Genomic DNA, 15,870 nt, shown 5'->3' with positions numbered 1-15,870 from the left:
TATCCGCGCTGAAACAGGACGAGCCTGCGCCATGCCGCCCAAAACCCGCGCGCCCGTGTCGCCCGCCCGTTGAGGGCTAACGCTGCCGGCTGAGGATATAGCCAGCACCCTGAAAGTCGCCCTGCAGCCGGATATCGATGCCGCGGCCCATCCAATAAGCGCCAGTCGCGACGGCAGGCGCGCCGTCACCCAGCGGCGTTCCGTCCATCGACTCGATCGCGTAGCGCGCATTCGGATCCAGCCCGAGTAGGCGGATCGGTGCCCGCGGCTCAAGCTGGTGCGTGCCCTGCGTCAGGGCGAACAGCGCCGCCTGTGCCTTATCGCGTGCGACGTAGAGCGTGGTCGACGTCGCATTATCCGGGCTCGGGCGCGTGATACGGTAGAGATTGCCATGCTGGACCGTCTCGCGGATGCGCTTGTACACGCCAACGTACCGCTGGGCGGTCGCGAAATCCTCCTCCGTCCATTTGTTCAGGTTGGTGCCGATGCCCAGCCCGCCCTGCATCGAGGACAAGAAGCGGAAGGATAGCGGCGTGGCGCGCTTGTTTACCCAATTCGGGCTGTCGGTGACCCAGGCCATCATCAATCCCGGCGCATAGGCCTGGGTGAAACCGTCCTGAATCTGCAGACGATCGACGGGATCGGTATTGTCCGAAGCCCAGACCTGATCGGTCAGAGCCATGATGCCCAGATCGACGCGCCCGCCGCCACCGGAGCAGCTTTCAATCTCAACGTCAGGGTGGCGCCGCCGGAGCTCGGCCAGGATCCAGTAAAGATTACGGACATAATCGACATACAGCTTCTGCTGATCCGCCGGATCGGCCGCCGGCCAGCCAGGCTCGGACCAGTTGCGATTATAGTCCCACTTTAGGAAACGAATGTCGTTGTTCGTCAGCAAGGCGTCCAGCTGCTTCAACAGATGGTCGCGGACGTCGATGCGGGCGAGGTTCAGGACATATTGGTTGCGCCCCTCGGTGCGCGGGCGGCCCGCGAAATTGATGATCCAGTCCGGATGCGCACGATAGAGGTTGCTGTCGGCATTCACCATCTCCGGCTCGACCCACAGGCCGAAGTCCATGCCGAGCGAACGCACCTTGCTGATCAGCGGCGCCAAGCCGTTCGGGAATTTGCTGGGATTGACCGTCCAGTCGCCCAATCCCGCATGATCGTTATTGCGCGCACCGAACCAGCCATCGTCCATGACGAAGCGTTCCACGCCGATGCGCGCCGCCCGTTCCGCCAGGCGCATCTGGCCCGCCTCATCGACGGCGAATTCGGTCGCCTCCCAGCTGTTGTACAACACTTTGCGTAATGCTGGCAGCTCGCCCTTGCGCGGCACGATATGCTCCAGGGCGAAGCGGTGCATCAGGCGTGATGCCTCGCCCATTCCGGCCTCGGCATGTCCGGCGTAGAAAATGGGTGTTTCCAGGCGTTCACCCGGTTTCAGCCGATACGCGAAGTCGAACGGATTGAAGCCGCCAGTAACGCGTGGCCGCCCTGCGACATCGCGATCCACACTGATGCGAAATGATCCGCTCCACGCCAACGCCCCGAACCAGACCGGGCCATCGGTTTCCGTCGACCGCCCGTCCTGGCTGATCGCGAACCAGGGATTGTTTTCACTGCCGGTCGACCCACGGCGGCTTTCCAGCACGGTCGCACCGGCGGACACGGGGCGTTCCTGGCGGGTCCATTCGGAGCCCCAGCGCCCGGTCAGGAAGTGCAGGCGGTAATCGCTGCCCACGGGCAGGACGTAGGTGGCCGCCATCGCCTGGTCGACGCGCACGTCGGTGCGGCCGTCATTCGCGATCGTTGCCGATCGGCCGATGATGCCGGTGCCTCGGTCGATGACATAATTGAGCGTGACCGTAAGCGGCCGCTGGATGTCGCGCAGCGTTATCGAGACGCCGTCGCGGCTTAGGCGGTGCGATACATAATGGAGCACCAGATCGCGATTGCCATCGGGCCAGGCGACCTTGAGCGCGGGCTCGGTGAAGATGCCACCGCCCCACCCGGCATATTCCTGGGGCACGACATTGGCCGCCACGTCGAAACCGCTGAGCGCGCGCGCCTGGGGTGCATCGATCGGATCGGCGGCGGCGAGGCGGGATCCCCAATATACCGATTGCAACAGGCCCGCGCCGTCGATCTTGAAGGCATAGGTAACATCGCCCCCGTCCAACCGGAAAACGCGCCGGCTTGCATCGAAGCCGGCCTCTGCATGGGCCGCCGCGTGCGAAAGCGCGGTCGCTGCGAAGATCAGTCCGGCCCGCTTCAACTTCCTCGACATATCGCTTCCCTCTTTATCATACTTTTAATCTCACGGCTTTGTGCCCATTATGCAACAGTTTATTCGCTAACCAAAGCCTGAGTTACAAAATCCTATCGACGACCGAGCAATAATATCATACTTTATCATCATAACGAGAGGGGATTATGATGCTGACGAGGATGCCTACGAAGCTAATCTTGCTGACCACGGCCGCGATATCGCTGGCATCTGCCGCGCTTGCGCAGGATGGGGCGGCACCGGTGGGGCAGGATCCCCAGTCCCCCGGTGGCACGATGCCGCAGCCTGCCGCCGCGCAGGCGGATGCTGCCGGTGCGGACGAGGTTGTCATCACCGGCACCCGCGCCAGCCTTGCCCGCGCGCTCGATTTGAAAAAGGCCACGATTGGCGTCGTAGACGCGATCTCCGCCGAAGATATGGGCAAGTTCCCGGATCAAAACATCGCCGAATCGCTGCAGCGTATCACTGGCGTGTCGATCAACCGCGTCAATGGCGAGGGATCGGGCATCACGGTTCGCGGCCTCGGGCCAGAATTCAATACGGTCCTGCTGAACAACCGTCTGCTGGCCACCGTTGGCGGCGGGCGCTCGTTCAACTTCAACCTGCTCTCCTCGGACCTGATCTCGGGCGCGGAAGTCTACAAGTCGTCCGAAGCCCGGCTGCAGGAAGGTGGCATCGGCTCGACCGTGATCCTGCGCACCGCGCGGCCAACGGATCGGGCCGGCTTGCGCATCACCGCCAACGCCGCCGGCCGTCATGACAACACGTCCGACAAGGTCACGCCCTACGGCTCCGTCGCCATCAGCAGCTCCAACGAAGATCGCTCCTTCGGTGTGATGGCCAGCCTGATCTACGACAAGCGTATTTCCAATCTGACCAACATCAGCACCGATGGCTGGGTGATCAACCAATCGGTCGATACCAACAATGACGGCAAGACCGATCGCAACGACGTCGCATTGCCGCGGACGCTGAACTTCACCTCGACGCGCAATGATCGCCGCCGGACAGGTGGCACGTTCGCGCTGGATTATGTTGTGAGCGACAAACTGAAGTTCACGATGGATGCGCTGTATACGCAGCAGAAGATCAGCAGCCGAACCAACCAGCTCGGCTTCTACACCGATCCGGGCCGCATCACGTCCGCCACCATCAACGCCAACGGCACCGCCACCAGTTTCACGGTTCTGCCGGCGACGGCGACTGCCGGTGTCGCGGCGGACAATATCCTGGCGACCAACCCGGTCAACGAGCGCACCTATCAGATCGGCGGCAACCTTGAGTGGAAGCCGAACGACCGTACGACCATCCTGTTCGACGGCGCCCACTCCAAGTCGCGCGATAATTCCGATCAGCTCTTCTATGTGGTCGGAACGCGCGAAGTGGGCGTGACGCCGACCTTCACGCTCAACGGCCCGGATGGTCTTCCCACGATGACCAACATCCTGCCGACCGACGATCGTTCGCAGCCACGGCTGCATTGCTGTTCCGAACGCGGTGGCCGCAACAGCGACAAGGTCAACCAGGCGACGATCGACGGCACCTATGATGCCGGCTGGGGTCCGCTCTCCAAGCTGCAGGCCGGTGTCCTCTTCACCAACCGCCTGAAGACGGTCGTCTCGCGGGAATCGCCAGAGCCGCTCGGCTGCTTCTATTGCGGCTATGCCGCGGTGGCGCCGTCCGATCTGTTCACGCCGTTCACGGCGAATGTGCTGGGTCGCGACATGACTTGGCTCAACTATGATCGCGACGCGCTGGTCAAATATTATGGCAGCGCCGCTGCCGTGAACCAGGTCGGTAATAGCAACGATCCGGATGCGATCGCTGCGCGCCAACGCTTCCTGGCGGTTTACGGTGGCAATAATAACAGCCTTGATCCGATCGATCGCCAGCGGGGCTCCGGCACCGTGCGGGAAAACACTTTTGCCGGCTATATCCAGGCGAGCTTCGAAGGCCAGTTTGGCGATCGGCGCTGGACCGCGATGGCGGGCGGACGCCTGATCCACACCGATCTGCATGCAACCGGCTATTCGGTGACGCTGCTGAACGTCATCCAGAACCCGCAGGATCCGACCGCGGCCATCCCCGTCTACAGCCCGACCGTGCCGGTCGATGCCAACAACAATTACACCTATTTCCTGCCGACGGTGAATTTCCGGTTGGACATGACCGACAAGCTGACCTTCCGACTTGCCGGATCGCGCACACTAACCCGCCCGACGCTGAGCCGGCTGGGCCTGTCGCAGGATTTCGTGTTCCGCCCGCCCAACAGCAATACGGTCAGCGGCGGAAATCCCTATCTGAAGCCGTTCCTTGCCTGGAATGCGGACGCATCAGCCGATTATTATCTGACGCGCACGAGCTATGTGAGCCTGGCCGGCTTCTATAAGAAGCTGCAGAACTTCATCATCTCCGGCCAGCAGCCCGAGCAATATTTCGGTCTGAATTTCATCGCCAACCGACCGTACAATGCGCAGAATGGCGAAGTGTACGGGTTTGAAGCGGCGATCCAGTCGACCTTCGACTTCCTCCCCGGATTTTTGAAGAATTTCGGCGGCTCCGCCAACTACACGAAGGTGAAGAGCTCGATCCGCTTCGATCCGTCGCTGAGCAATCAGACGTTCAACGTGGAGGGTCTGTCGGACTCGGCAAATCTGGTGCTGTTCTACGAGGACGATATCTTTCAGGTTCGCGGCGCGTATAACTGGCGTGCCAAGTTCCTGAACCAGACCTTCGGTCCGCAGAGCCAGCCGGAAAACGTCAACGGTTACACGCAGATCGACCTCAGCGGATCGATCAAGCTGACGCGGAACTTCTCGATCTATGGCGAAGTGCTGAACGCCGGGAACAAGAAGTTCCGCAGCTATTCGCGCTACCAGGAGCGGCTGATCACCCAGTCGGATCAGGGTCGCCGTATCACGCTCGGCATCCGCGCCAGTCTCTGACACAGGATAGGGAGGGTCGTGTCGGTGACATGATCCTCCCTATAGTCGTTGGACGATGATGATCGACATCACGCAACATGCGGTTCGGCTCCGCGACGGCCGCGATGCGTCGGTATTCCGGATTGCCGCGCCGGGCGGGATCGCATTGTGGGTGGCGGAGCTCGGCGCCACCTTGCTGCGGATCGAGGCGCCCGATCGCAATGGGCATTGCGCTAACGTCATCCTCGGCGATGTCGATATCGGCCGGTACCCCGCCGCGCTTGGTTTGCCGGAGGACCCCCGTTTCGGCGCGAGTTGCGGGCGGGTTGCCAATCGTACGGCCGGGGCGGCGTTCGTCCTGGATGGCACACGCTTCGCGCTGGACGAAAACGAGAGCCCCAATCATCTCCATGGTGGCCGCGACGGGTTCAGTCGTCGCCTCTGGCGGGGGCGATCTGTCCCCGACGGCGTCGAGATGACGCTGTCCAGTGCCGACGGCGATCAGGGCTATCCCGGCGATCTTTCGGTCCTGGCACGCTTCGCATTGGTGGCGGCCGATACGCTGGCCGTAACCTATCGTGCGACAAGCGATCGTCCGACGCATGTGAACATCGTCAGCCATCCTTATTTCAACCTGTCCGGTGATCCTGCCGCCACCATCGATCGCCATCAATTGGCGATTGCGGCGGACAGCTTTCTGCCGATCGATGCGATGGCGCTACCGGACGCTGCGGCGCAGCCGGTGGCGGGCACGCCATTCGACTTCCGGGCGCCGCGCGAGGTCGGCAGCGTCATCGACGCCGATCACCCACAGATCCACGCCGCGGACGGCTTCAACCATTGTTTCGTCCTGTCTACCGATGGGCCGCGCCAGCAGCCATGCTTCGCCGCCCGGATCCATTGCCCCGCAAGCGGGCGCGTGATGACGCTGTCGACCGATCAGCCGGCGCTGCAATTCTACAGCGGTAACGCGCTGTGCGCGGATGGAGAGGCCACGGGCTCGCAGCTTGCATTTGCGCGGCGCACCGGCCTTTGCCTGGAGGCACAGGCGTTTCCCAACGCCGCCAATCGGCCGGACTTCCCGACAACCCGGCTCGATCCGGGGCAGGAATATCGGTCCGAGCTTCGCCTCCACTTCGCCGTCGAGGCATAAGCCCGCCCGCTATGGCGTCGTCAGAGCCGGCCCATGCGTCCGCCGTCGGCAACGATGTCTTCGCCGGTAATGAAGCGGGCCTCGTCGGATAAAAGGAAGATGGTCAGTCGGGCAATGTCCTCGGGCTGCCCAAGGTCGGCCGGATCGACCACCTCCGCGCCCGATCGGATGTTGGGGCTGGCGTGGAGCAGGGGCGTGTCGATTGCCCCGGGCAGGATCGCGTTGCACCGGATGCCGCGCGGTTTTCCCTCCATCGCGGTGGAGCGCGTCAGGCTGACGAGGGCTGCTTTCGAGGCCGCGTAAGAGGCGACCAGCGGCGATGTGCGACGCGCATGCACGGACGCGATATTCACGATGGCGCCGCCCTGCTTCATGCTTCGCAATGCGCATCCGGTCAGCAAAGCCGGCGCGATCAGATTGATTGTCAGCAATGTCTGCCAATCCGCTGCCGATTGTTCTTCGATCGGTTTGTAGATCATCACGCCGGCCACGTTGACGAGGAGGTCGACGCGGCCAAAATGTGCGACCGCGGCAGCGAAGGCCGCCTCCACCGCGGCGGGATCGGCCAGATCGCAGCGATGCGCCACGGCGTGCCCGCCCAATCTTTTCGCCAGCCTGTCAGGCTTCTCGCGATCGATTAGGAACAGCGCCGCCCCGGCCTCCGCCAGGCTCTGCGCGACGGCGCCGCCGATCCCGCCCGCGGCGCCGGTCACCAGCGCGATCTTGCCGTCGATGCCACTCACCATTCGCGCAGCGATCCGTCGCGCCCGCGCCAGACGGGATTGCGCCACCGATGCGGCTGGATCGCAGCGGATCGCACCGCGTCTTCGTCGATGTCCACGCCCAATCCAGGCCCCTCCAGTACCGCGACCATCCCGTCGGTCACGCGCAATGCTTCCGGATTGCGCACGAAGGTCAGCAGGTCGGCATCGGGGCGATTATAGTGGATACCGATCGACATTTCCTGGATCACGAAGTTCAATGTCACCGCGGCCACCTGGAAGCAGGAGGCCAGCGCCAGCGGTCCGAGCGGGCAATGCGGGGCAAAGGCGACATCATAGGTCTCTGCCATGGCCGCGATCCGGCGGCACTCCGAAATGCCGCCGGCATGGCTCAGATCGGGTTGGGCAATGTCGATCGCCGCAGCCTCGAAGAAGGGTTTGAACTGCCAGCGGCTGTACAAGCGTTCGCCCAACGCCAGCGGCACGCTGGTCTGGCCGGCAATCTGGGCGATAGCCTCCAGCTGTTCGTTGGCGAGCACTTCCTCCACGAAGAGCGGTCGCAAAGGCTCGAGCGCGCGCACGAGCTGGCGCGCCATCGGCTTGTGCACCCGGCCGTGGAAATCGACACCGACATCGACGCCGGTCTCGCGCACCAACGCCAGCCGCTCGGCCGCCGCGTCCACGCTGGCCGGGCTGTCGAGCCAGGCCATGTCTTCGGTCCCGTTCATCTTGACCGCGTCGAAGCCCTGCTGGCGTCGTTCCAGGGCGGCGGCGGCGACATCGTGCGGGCGGTCCCCGCCGACCCAGGCGTAGACCCGCATGCGATCGCGTACCCGGCCGCCCAGCAGATCCGATACCGGCACACCCAGCATGCGGCCCTTAATGTCCCACAAGGCCTGATCGACCCCCGATATGGCCGACATCAGGACGGGCCCACCGCGGTAGAAACCCAGCCGGTAGAGAAGCTGCCAGATGTCCTCGATCCGCGACGCATCCATGCCGACGATGCGATCCCGTACCGCCTCCATCGCGCCCAACACGGCTTCGCCATGCCCTTCCAGGCTGGCTTCGCCCCAACCGATCGCGCCCTGATCCGTCTCGATCCGGACGAACAGCCAGCGGGGCGGGACGAGGAAAGCCTCAAGGGTAGCGATTTTATGCACGGTCATTCTCGCTCGTCTGGATGGTTCGGCCCGTGGCTGGCCACAAACGGAAGGCGGGCCAACCGCGGCCCTGCCGCAGCCCGTCCGCCACTACCGCGAGCAGCAGGATCCCGCCGCGCACCACATATTGATAGAAGGTCGGCACGTTCAGCAGGTTCAGCGCATTCTGCGCGGTCCCCATGATCAATACGCCGATGATGACGCCCCCGATCGTCGCCACACCGCCGGCCAGCGATACGCCGCCAAGCACGCAGGCCGATATCACCGCCAGTTCGAGCCCGACGCTGGTATTGGGCTGGCCGCTGGTGATCCGGGCGGCCAAGATGATGCCTGCTACGCCGGCGACAAGGCCCTGCAGCGCGAAGACCGTGATCCGGACGCGGGTGATCGGTACCCCGGCCAGCCGGGCCGCCTCCGGATTGCCGCCGACGGCCAGGACATTGCGGCCGAAGACGGTTCGATTCAGCAGCAACCCGAATGCGGCGAAGCTCGCCAGCATCGCCCAGATCGGCCAACCGACGCCCAGGAACGAGCCGGAGCCCAAGGTGAAGAAGCTCTGGGCGGGGATTGCAACCGACTCGCCGCCGGACACCAGGAACGCCAGGCCGCGCACCATCTCCATCGTCGCGAGCGTCACGATCAGCGAATTGACCTTCAGCAACGCGACGACAGTGCCATTGAACAGCCCGACGGCCATGCCGCCCGAAAGGCCGGCGAACACGCCCAATATCGGGCTTCCGGTCTGGGCGATCACCACCGCGGCAATGACGCCGGACAGCGCCACCGTCGAGCCGACCGACAGATCGACTTCGCGCATGGCGAGCACCAGCATCATCGTCGCCGCGATGGTGCCCACCAGCGTGACCGAGAGCAGCAGCCCGCGCAGATTGCGCATCCCCATGAAATCGGGAACCGCGACCGCGAGCAAGGCCATGAGCAGCAGGAGAAGGATCAGGGGTCCTGATCGGCGCAGCAGCCGGCGGTTCATCATGCGGAGGTTGCATCCTTGACGATGGGAAGTAGCGGCGCGGCGCCGGCGTCCGGCAAAGCCAGTCGCAGCAGCCGTTCGGCAGTGGCGTCGGCGCGCGGCACGATGCCGGAAACCGCGCCGTCGCGCATGACGACGATCCGGTCGGCCACGCCCAGAACTTCCGGCAGATCACTGGACGCCAGCAATACGGTCCCGCCGCGCTCGGCGAAATCATAGATGTGGCCGTAAATCTCGCTGCGCGCGCCGACATCGATCCCACGTGTCGGCTCGTCCAGCAGCAGGATGGACGCGTCGGCCAAAAGCCAGCGAGCGATGATCGCTTTCTGCTGGTTTCCGCCCGACAGCGTGGAGATGGCGGTCTCCGGCCCGGGCGTCTTGATCCGGAGCCGGGCGATTTCGTCTGCCGCATGCGCGGCTTCCTGGCGCTGCCGCAGCAGTGGGGTTTCCCCGCCGCGGTTGCGCCAGGCGAGTGCGATATTCTCCCGCACCGACGCGAGCGGTACGATGCCTTGATCCTTGCGGTCCTCGGGCGCCAGTCCCAATCCGGCGGCGATTGCGGCGCGGGGGCCGCGGTCGATTACCTGCCCGTTCACCGCCACGGTGCCGGCCATGGCGGGGGTGGCCCCGAATAACAGCCTGAACAGCTCGGTTCGCCCCGCCCCGACCAGGCCGAAAAACCCGAGGATCTCTCCCTTCGCCGCATCCAGCGACATTGGCGCGCTTAGTCCGGCGCCCTCGATGCCGCGCACGCGCAGGGCGCTCGCGCCCAATTGGCGCGGCCGGTAGGCGTAGATATCCGCGACCGTGCGGCCCGCCATCGCCGCAACCAGCCGCGCCTCGTCGGTGGGGCCCACATCCGCTGCATCCAGCACATGCGTGCCGTCACGCAGGACCGTTGCGGTGTCAGCCAGCGCAAACACCTCCTCCATCCGGTGGCTGACATAGATGATGGCGCGCCCCTCTGCGCGCAGACTGCCGATGATCTCCATCAGCTTCGCGGTCTCACGCGTGCTGAGCGAGCTCGTCGGCTCGTCGAATGCAATGATGCGCGCATCGCGCAGCAGCGCGCGGCCGATCTCCACCATCTGCCGACGGCCGATCGAAAGATCGCCCAGCCGGCTGTCCGGGTCGATGGGCTCGCCCAGTCGCTCCAGGACGGCGCGCGCGCGCGACCGCAACGTGGCACGATCGACCATGCCCCATCGGCTGGGCAGCGCGCCCATCATCAGATTTTCCGCGACGCTCATGTCCGGGGCGAGCTGAAGCTCCTGATGGATGATGGCGATGCCCGCATCCTGGCTCTCGCGCGGGGTGGCAAAGCGGCGCGGACTGCCGTCCACCAGCAATTCGCCGCCGTCGGGCTGATATTGACCGGCCAGGATTTTCAGCAGGGTCGACTTGCCCGCGCCATTTTCCCCGATCAGCGCGCGCACCTCGCCGGCACCGACCTGGAAGCTGACGCCGTCCAGCGCGACCACACCCGGGAAGCGCTTCGTGACCTCGCGATATTCCAGCAAAGCGCTCACGCCATGCCTTCCTGTGCCAGCACGTCGCGATAGTTGGTGCGGGTCAACAGCTTGCCGCTGGTGAGGGTCACCGCCGGAGGCGCCTGACCGGCGGTGATCCACCGGTACATCGCCACCGCCGTATCATAGCCATGCGCGCGCGGGCTCAGCAGAACCGACGCGTGGAAACCGGTCGCGCGGGGCTTGGCCAGTTCGGCAATCGCCGCCTCCGATCCGCCGATGCCGACACCGATAATGTCGGCCGAGCCCAGCGACAGGCCTTCGGCTGCGCGAACTCCGCCGACCACCGTCTCATCGTTCAGCCCCAGGATGATCCAACGGTCATAGCGCGCATTCACCGTCAGGACGGGGGCCGCCGCGCTGAACGCGCCCTCGGTGTCGCTCGTCCGTTGCGGCGCGTCCTTGACCGCATCGGCCGGATAGCCCTTCGCATGCAGCGCGGATACCGCGCCGGCAGTGCGTTCGCGCCCGGTGTCCAGGCTGTCGAAACTGATGCGCAGGATGCCGGTCGTTTCGCGCGACCATCCGCGCCGCGCGGCTTCGGCAGCCGCGGCTTCGCCCGCAAGCCGGCCGATGGCTCCGGCCGAGATGCCGGTATAGGGGATGTCGGCGATCGGCTGGCCGTCTGCCGCCATCAACCGATCGTCGACCGACATGGGCTTCAGCCCGGTTGTGCGGGCGAAGCCGGCGATCGCCGGGCCCAGGCGCGGGTCCGGCGCGCAGATGATGAACCCCGCGGCGAAGCGGGCGTACAAAGTGTTGAGGGCGGCCAGCACCCGGTCGCCATCCTCGGCTCCGATCGCGATCACCTCAAAGCCGAACGTGCGGCCTGCTGCCCGCGCGAACCGCCACTCGTCCTGAAACCACTGCGCTTCGGGTTGCTTCACGATGAAGCCGATGCGGGTGGCGGCGGGAGCACGCGCGCACCCGGAAAGCAGCGCGACGCCCGCTGCGCCGCCCCCTCTCAGGCAGCTTCTCCTGCTTACCAGCACCTGTCGCTATCCCGCCTCATCCTCTTGCCGCAATCATGCGTTCGGAATCGACAGACGTCAATTTATATCATACTTATAACGCGAGGTGGCGATGACAAACTTTCGGATTGTGGCGCGGCCGACGCGCGATCTTTTGGGGGAAGGACCTTATTGGTCGGCGCGCGCGGGAGCGCTGTTCTGGGTCGATATCATGGGCGCGCGGCTGTGGGCGCTCACTTTGGCAAATGATCGCCTGCGCAACTGGCCGATGCCCGAAAAGATCTGCTGGGTGGTGGAGCAGGCGGTCAGCGACAATCTGCTTGCCGGTTTCAAGAGCGGCATCGCCGATCTTGCGCTGGAGCCCATGGCCATTCGGCCGCGTCTGGCGCCCGAGCCGGATCGCCCGCACAATCGTTTGAACGACGCGAAGGTGGATCCGGCGGGCCGCCTCTGGTTCGGCAGCAAGGACGATCGCGATCAGGAGGCGAGCGGCGCATTCTACAGCTTGGACGGGAAGGGGCGCCTGCGGCGGCATGACGACGGCTATCTGGTCACCAACGGCCCGACGTTCAGCCCGGAGGGCGACTATGTGTATCATACGGACAGTGGTCGCGGCCGCGTCTATCGCTTTCCGCTCCACGCCGATGGGACATTGGGGGAGCGGTCGCTCTTCCTCCAGTTCGAAGACGGATGGGGTGCCCCGGACGGCATGACGACCGATGCCGAAGGCTATCTGTGGATCGCCCATTGGGGCGGGGGCCGCGTCAGCCGCTTCGATCCGCGCGGGCGGCTTGACCGGTCGGTGCCGCTTCCTGCCACGAACATCACCAGCTGCACCTTTGCCGGGCCAGGATTGGACAGGATGTTCGTCACATCCGCATCGGTCGATACGGACGGCGGAGAAGCCCAGGGCGCGCTGTTCGAGATCGATCCCGGCGTGACCGGGTTGGCGCCGATAGCTTTCGGCGGATGAGCGCTGTAGACTGGGACAGGGCGTGCGCGCTTCCCTGACTATCGGGTATCGTTGATGAAGGATGGCATGGTCACAGCCGCGATCGAAGGCTTCTCATCGAATTTTGGCGACGATGGCCGCAACCTGACTGCCAGCATCGTCAATGATCTCGGCCGGGCGATCGTGACCGAGGCCTTCACGCAGCAGCGCGCCTTCCCCACCGAGGCGGAGCTGTGCCTGCGTTATCATGCCAGCCGCCCGGTCGTTCGCGAAGCGGTCAAGATGCTGACCGCAAAGGGATTGCTGCTTGCGCGCAAGCGGGCCGGCACCGTCGTACAGCCCGAAGCGAGCTGGAACCTGCTGGATCCGGACGTGCTCAACTGGATGCTGCAGCGTAGCTTCTCGATCGATCTGCTCATCGATTTCACCGAGATCCGGATGGCGATCGAGCCCCGTGCCGCTACGCTTGCCGCCCATACCTCCACCGGCCCGCAGCGGCGCGCCATCGTGGATGCGATCGGGCGGATGGTCGCCGCCGACCGGGGGGAGGGCGACGCGCTGGAGGCGGATATCGGCTTCCACATTGCGGTGCTGGAAGCCAGCAACAACCGTTTCATGCGTCAGTTCACCGATCTGGTGGAAACGACGCTGCGCTTCTCGATCACGCGCACCAACGAATATAAGGGCGTGCCACGGGCCAGCGCCCGCGATCACAAGCGCGTTGCGGACGCCATCGTGGAGGGCCAGGCCAGCCTGGCTGGCGAACGCATGCGCGATCTGATCAAGGGCGCGCTCGATCTGCTGCTCACCGCCGGAAACCGCCCCCACCGTCCTTGATCAAGCGGCGTCCTTAAAGCGCACCGCATCGGCTGGCGCCGGTAATAGGCCGACTGGGCCCAGGTAGCGGCCGCGGATCGCCGGGATGATAGGCGCTGGCCAGGAAGGGGCGTAACGCCTCCTCGGTCAGCGGGATCGGACGGAGATCGCCGTCAGCATAGCGCCGGGCCTGATCGTTGAAATGGGGCGAGGAGGGATCGCCACTCTCGCCGCCCGCCGACACCGCCCAGGCGCGTGGATGCGGGCCGAATTCGACGACGGCGACAAAGCTGTTCCCGCTGGTGCCATAGAAGCAGCGTTGTCCCGCCTGCCGTTCCACCGCAAAGGAGGCGAGCGATCCGAAATTGCCGGAGGTGAAGGCGATGGGCACGCTGGCGGCCGCGTCGTCAAAGCTTGCGTGGATGGCGCCGCTGACCCGCTGGAAGCGGTTGATGCGCCCCCATTCCACCTGCCAGCTTCCCCAGCGGCTTTGCATTTGCTCGACCGCCTTTGCCAGCGCGGTGACGCGATCGGCGTCGCTCGTACGTTCGCGGAGCCAGGTGAACAGCGGAACGTTCGCCGCCTTCGCTTTCGCCCCTTCCGACGCCCACAGGGCCTCGCCCCAATGGACGGCCAGCGCGGTCGGGCGGGACGTCAGCCCCCACCGCCGATCCCATGATGTCAGCATCGCCACCGGCGCGGCAAGGCGGGTGCGTTGCGGATCGCGCGGCGGCAAGGCGTTATAGCCGCGCAGCAGCAGCGGGATCTGCTCGTCGAAAAAGGGCAGGAAAGAGTCGAAGGCCGCTCTGGTCAGGCTTTGTGCCGTGAATTTGGTGCTGCCGGACAACAGCATGGTCGCATGGATGCCACGGGGGTTTTCGCCCAGCTGGTCCATATAGCGGGGATAATCGGCGGCGCGCGGGCCCGCGCTGCCGGCCGCGCTCCACGGCCAATTGTTCGTATTCATGACATAACCCGTCGTCGGTGCGATCGCCTGCGGGAGCTGGTCGAGGCGGTGCAGGCCCTTCCAGTCGGTTGCCGGATCGCTGCCATCGACAGGGCGGGTATAGTCGAACCGTGCGCTTCGCACGGGCACGAATTGCGGGGGCAGGAAGGCGATCGTTCCATCCGCGGCGGCCAGCAGCGTATTGTTCGTCGAGTTGGCCTTGCGTTCCGACACGGCCTGATAGGCGCGCAGGCTCGTCGCCTTGGTCCGCAGGAAGCTTTGCTCGAGCGCGGCGCGCGGATTGTTAAGCATCGCTACCGCTATCCAGCGACCATTCTCGCTGCGGATGACGGGGCCATGGTGGGTGGCCAGTGTGGTAAAGACGCGCTCCGTCAGACGGCCGTCGGCCGCGCGCACCTGTAGTCGCACAACCCGCTCCCGCACGGGCCGCCATCGATTCCCATAACGATAGGCTAACCGCCCGTTACGGCGTTCGACGGTCTCGGCAAATTCGTCGATATTGTCGACCCGGCTGGTCGTATGCATCCAGCCCAATCGATCGTTGAAGCCCTGATAAACGAAGAATTGTCCCCAGGTGGCCGCGCCATAGACGTCCAGCCCTTCATCGCTGGTCACCTGTTGCTCGGCGCGGAAGAAGAAGGACGTGTGCGGGTTGATCCACAATAAGGGATAGCCATTGGCCGTTCGGCTTGGGCCCAGCGCAAATCCGTTCGATCCTTGCGGCTCGGTCATCTCGCCGGCGCGGGTGGCCAGGACGGCTGGCGAAGGCGCTGCAGTCTGTCCGTAAAAGGCGCGCAGCTGGTCGAGATCGACACCGCTTTCGATGTCGCCACCGATGCTGCCCTCCGAAAAAGCCAAGGCCATCCACGGCTCGAAATGTGTGAGCACGCGCGGACGTACCTCGCTGTGCGTGGCGAGATAGTGGTTCAATCCGGCGGCCCACGCATCCATCAGCGTCTTGAGCCAGGCCGGCGATGCGCGATACTGCGCACGCAGATCGTCCGGATCGAGAAACAGGCGTTGGCGAAGGTCCTGCCAAACCGCCTTTTCCCCATCGGCTTCCGCCAGCCGGCCCATTGCGACGAGGTAATTCTGTTCAATCCGGGGAAAATCATCCTCGGCCTGCGCATAGGTCATGCCGAACACCGCATCGGCATCATTTTTGCCATGGATATGGGCGATGCCGAAACTGTCGCGCACGATGCTGACGCGTGCCGCCCGATCGCTTGGCGTTACGCCTGCGGCAAGGACGGCAGGCGGCGACAGGGTTGCTGCGGCAACGAGCAAGATCGATGGGATGCGCACGCAAGCTCCTTGGAAGATTTGCTGGTTACCGGCTGACGTCTTGCGTCCAGGTTAAGTCATATATATTCGCCGATGCAAGAGGAGAGCTTC

11 protein-coding genes are annotated in these 15,870 nt (G+C 64.7%); 4 read left to right on the top strand and 7 right to left on the bottom strand.

The annotated features are described in order from the left end of the window. Positions 1 to 76: 76 nt before the first annotated feature. Entirely contained in the window at positions 77 to 2,290 is a 2,214-nt protein-coding gene (locus ACSBM8_RS15465) for an alpha-galactosidase (RefSeq protein WP_442678890.1), read from the bottom strand. A gap of 179 nt (positions 2,291 to 2,469) precedes the next feature. Between ACSBM8_RS15465 and ACSBM8_RS15460 the strand changes: the two genes are divergently transcribed. Both ACSBM8_RS15460 and ACSBM8_RS15455 read left to right on the top strand, forming a co-directional pair. After that, positions 2,470 to 5,235: a TonB-dependent receptor gene (locus ACSBM8_RS15460; protein WP_442678889.1), complete on the top strand. Its 2,766-nt coding sequence runs from the start codon at positions 2,470 to 2,472 to the stop codon at positions 5,233 to 5,235. Between the two features lie 55 nt (positions 5,236 to 5,290). After that, the gene (locus ACSBM8_RS15455; protein ID WP_442678888.1) at positions 5,291 to 6,367 is read left to right on the top strand and encodes an aldose epimerase family protein; all 1,077 of its coding nucleotides are present in this window, start codon (positions 5,291 to 5,293) and stop codon (positions 6,365 to 6,367) included. A gap of 20 nt (positions 6,368 to 6,387) precedes the next feature. Here ACSBM8_RS15455 and ACSBM8_RS15450 read toward each other — a convergent pair whose 3' ends face one another. Genes ACSBM8_RS15450 through ACSBM8_RS15430 form a run of 5 tightly spaced genes read right to left on the bottom strand, consistent with a single transcriptional unit; the run spans position 6,388 to position 11,656 of the window. After that, positions 6,388 to 7,113: an SDR family NAD(P)-dependent oxidoreductase gene (locus tag ACSBM8_RS15450; protein ID WP_442678887.1), complete on the bottom strand. Its 726-nt coding sequence runs from the start codon at positions 7,111 to 7,113 to the stop codon at positions 6,388 to 6,390. Next, positions 7,107 to 8,258 (bottom strand): galactonate dehydratase, encoded by a 1,152-nt coding sequence (dgoD, locus tag ACSBM8_RS15445; protein WP_442678886.1) that lies wholly within the window; start codon positions 8,256 to 8,258, stop codon positions 7,107 to 7,109. Before dgoD ends, ACSBM8_RS15450 begins: the two co-directional genes overlap by 7 nt. Further along, a complete protein-coding gene (araH, locus tag ACSBM8_RS15440; RefSeq protein ID WP_442678885.1) occupies positions 8,245 to 9,243 on the bottom strand; it encodes an L-arabinose ABC transporter permease AraH in 999 nt (332 codons plus the stop codon). The genes dgoD and araH overlap by 14 nt, the downstream gene beginning before the upstream one ends. Then, complete coding sequence (gene araG, locus ACSBM8_RS15435; protein WP_442678884.1) at positions 9,240 to 10,769, bottom strand: L-arabinose ABC transporter ATP-binding protein AraG; 1,530 nt, start codon at positions 10,767 to 10,769, stop codon at positions 9,240 to 9,242. The genes araH and araG overlap by 4 nt, the downstream gene beginning before the upstream one ends. Then, entirely contained in the window at positions 10,766 to 11,656 is an 891-nt protein-coding gene (locus tag ACSBM8_RS15430; RefSeq protein ID WP_442678883.1) for an arabinose ABC transporter substrate-binding protein, read from the bottom strand. The genes araG and ACSBM8_RS15430 overlap by 4 nt, the downstream gene beginning before the upstream one ends. A 196-nt stretch (positions 11,657 to 11,852) precedes the next feature. Here ACSBM8_RS15430 and ACSBM8_RS15425 point away from each other — a divergent pair, with 196 nt between their 5' ends. Together ACSBM8_RS15425 and ACSBM8_RS15420 are read left to right on the top strand one after the other, a co-directional pair. After that, positions 11,853 to 12,713, top strand: a complete 861-nt coding sequence (locus ACSBM8_RS15425) for an SMP-30/gluconolactonase/LRE family protein (protein WP_442678882.1) — start codon at positions 11,853 to 11,855, stop codon at positions 12,711 to 12,713. Between the two features lie 66 nt (positions 12,714 to 12,779). Beyond that, entirely contained in the window at positions 12,780 to 13,529 is a 750-nt protein-coding gene (locus ACSBM8_RS15420) for a FadR/GntR family transcriptional regulator (RefSeq protein ID WP_442678881.1), read from the top strand. A 13-nt stretch (positions 13,530 to 13,542) separates the two neighbouring features. Here the strand turns inward: ACSBM8_RS15420 and ACSBM8_RS15415 are convergent, their stop codons facing one another. Then, the gene (locus tag ACSBM8_RS15415; protein WP_442678880.1) at positions 13,543 to 15,780 is read right to left on the bottom strand and encodes a penicillin acylase family protein; all 2,238 of its coding nucleotides are present in this window, start codon (positions 15,778 to 15,780) and stop codon (positions 13,543 to 13,545) included. Positions 15,781 to 15,870: the final 90 nt, after the last annotated feature.

It is taken from the genome of Sphingomonas sp. ASY06-1R (assembly GCF_052180265.1).
Lineage (GTDB): Bacteria > Pseudomonadota > Alphaproteobacteria > Sphingomonadales > Sphingomonadaceae > Sphingomonas_I.
The sequence above is the reverse complement of the archived record's forward strand: the minus strand, read 5'-3'. Positions and strand labels throughout refer to the sequence as shown.

What these genes read in the sequence shown, in the direction of transcription:
- ACSBM8_RS15465 (WP_442678890.1), bottom strand. Translation starts at nt 2,290, where the DNA reads ATGTCGAGGAAGTTGAAGCGGGCCGGACTGATCTTCGCAGCGACCGCG.
- ACSBM8_RS15455 (WP_442678888.1), top strand. Translation starts at nt 5,291, where the DNA reads ATGATGATCGACATCACGCAACATGCGGTTCGGCTCCGCGACGGCCGC.
- ACSBM8_RS15450 (WP_442678887.1), bottom strand. Translation starts at nt 7,113, where the DNA reads ATGGTGAGTGGCATCGACGGCAAGATCGCGCTGGTGACCGGCGCCGCG.
- dgoD (WP_442678886.1), bottom strand. Translation starts at nt 8,258, where the DNA reads ATGACCGTGCATAAAATCGCTACCCTTGAGGCTTTCCTCGTCCCGCCC.
- araH (WP_442678885.1), bottom strand. Translation starts at nt 9,243, where the DNA reads ATGATGAACCGCCGGCTGCTGCGCCGATCAGGACCCCTGATCCTTCTC.
- ACSBM8_RS15425 (WP_442678882.1), top strand. Translation starts at nt 11,853, where the DNA reads ATGACAAACTTTCGGATTGTGGCGCGGCCGACGCGCGATCTTTTGGGG.
- ACSBM8_RS15420 (WP_442678881.1), top strand. Translation starts at nt 12,780, where the DNA reads ATGGTCACAGCCGCGATCGAAGGCTTCTCATCGAATTTTGGCGACGAT.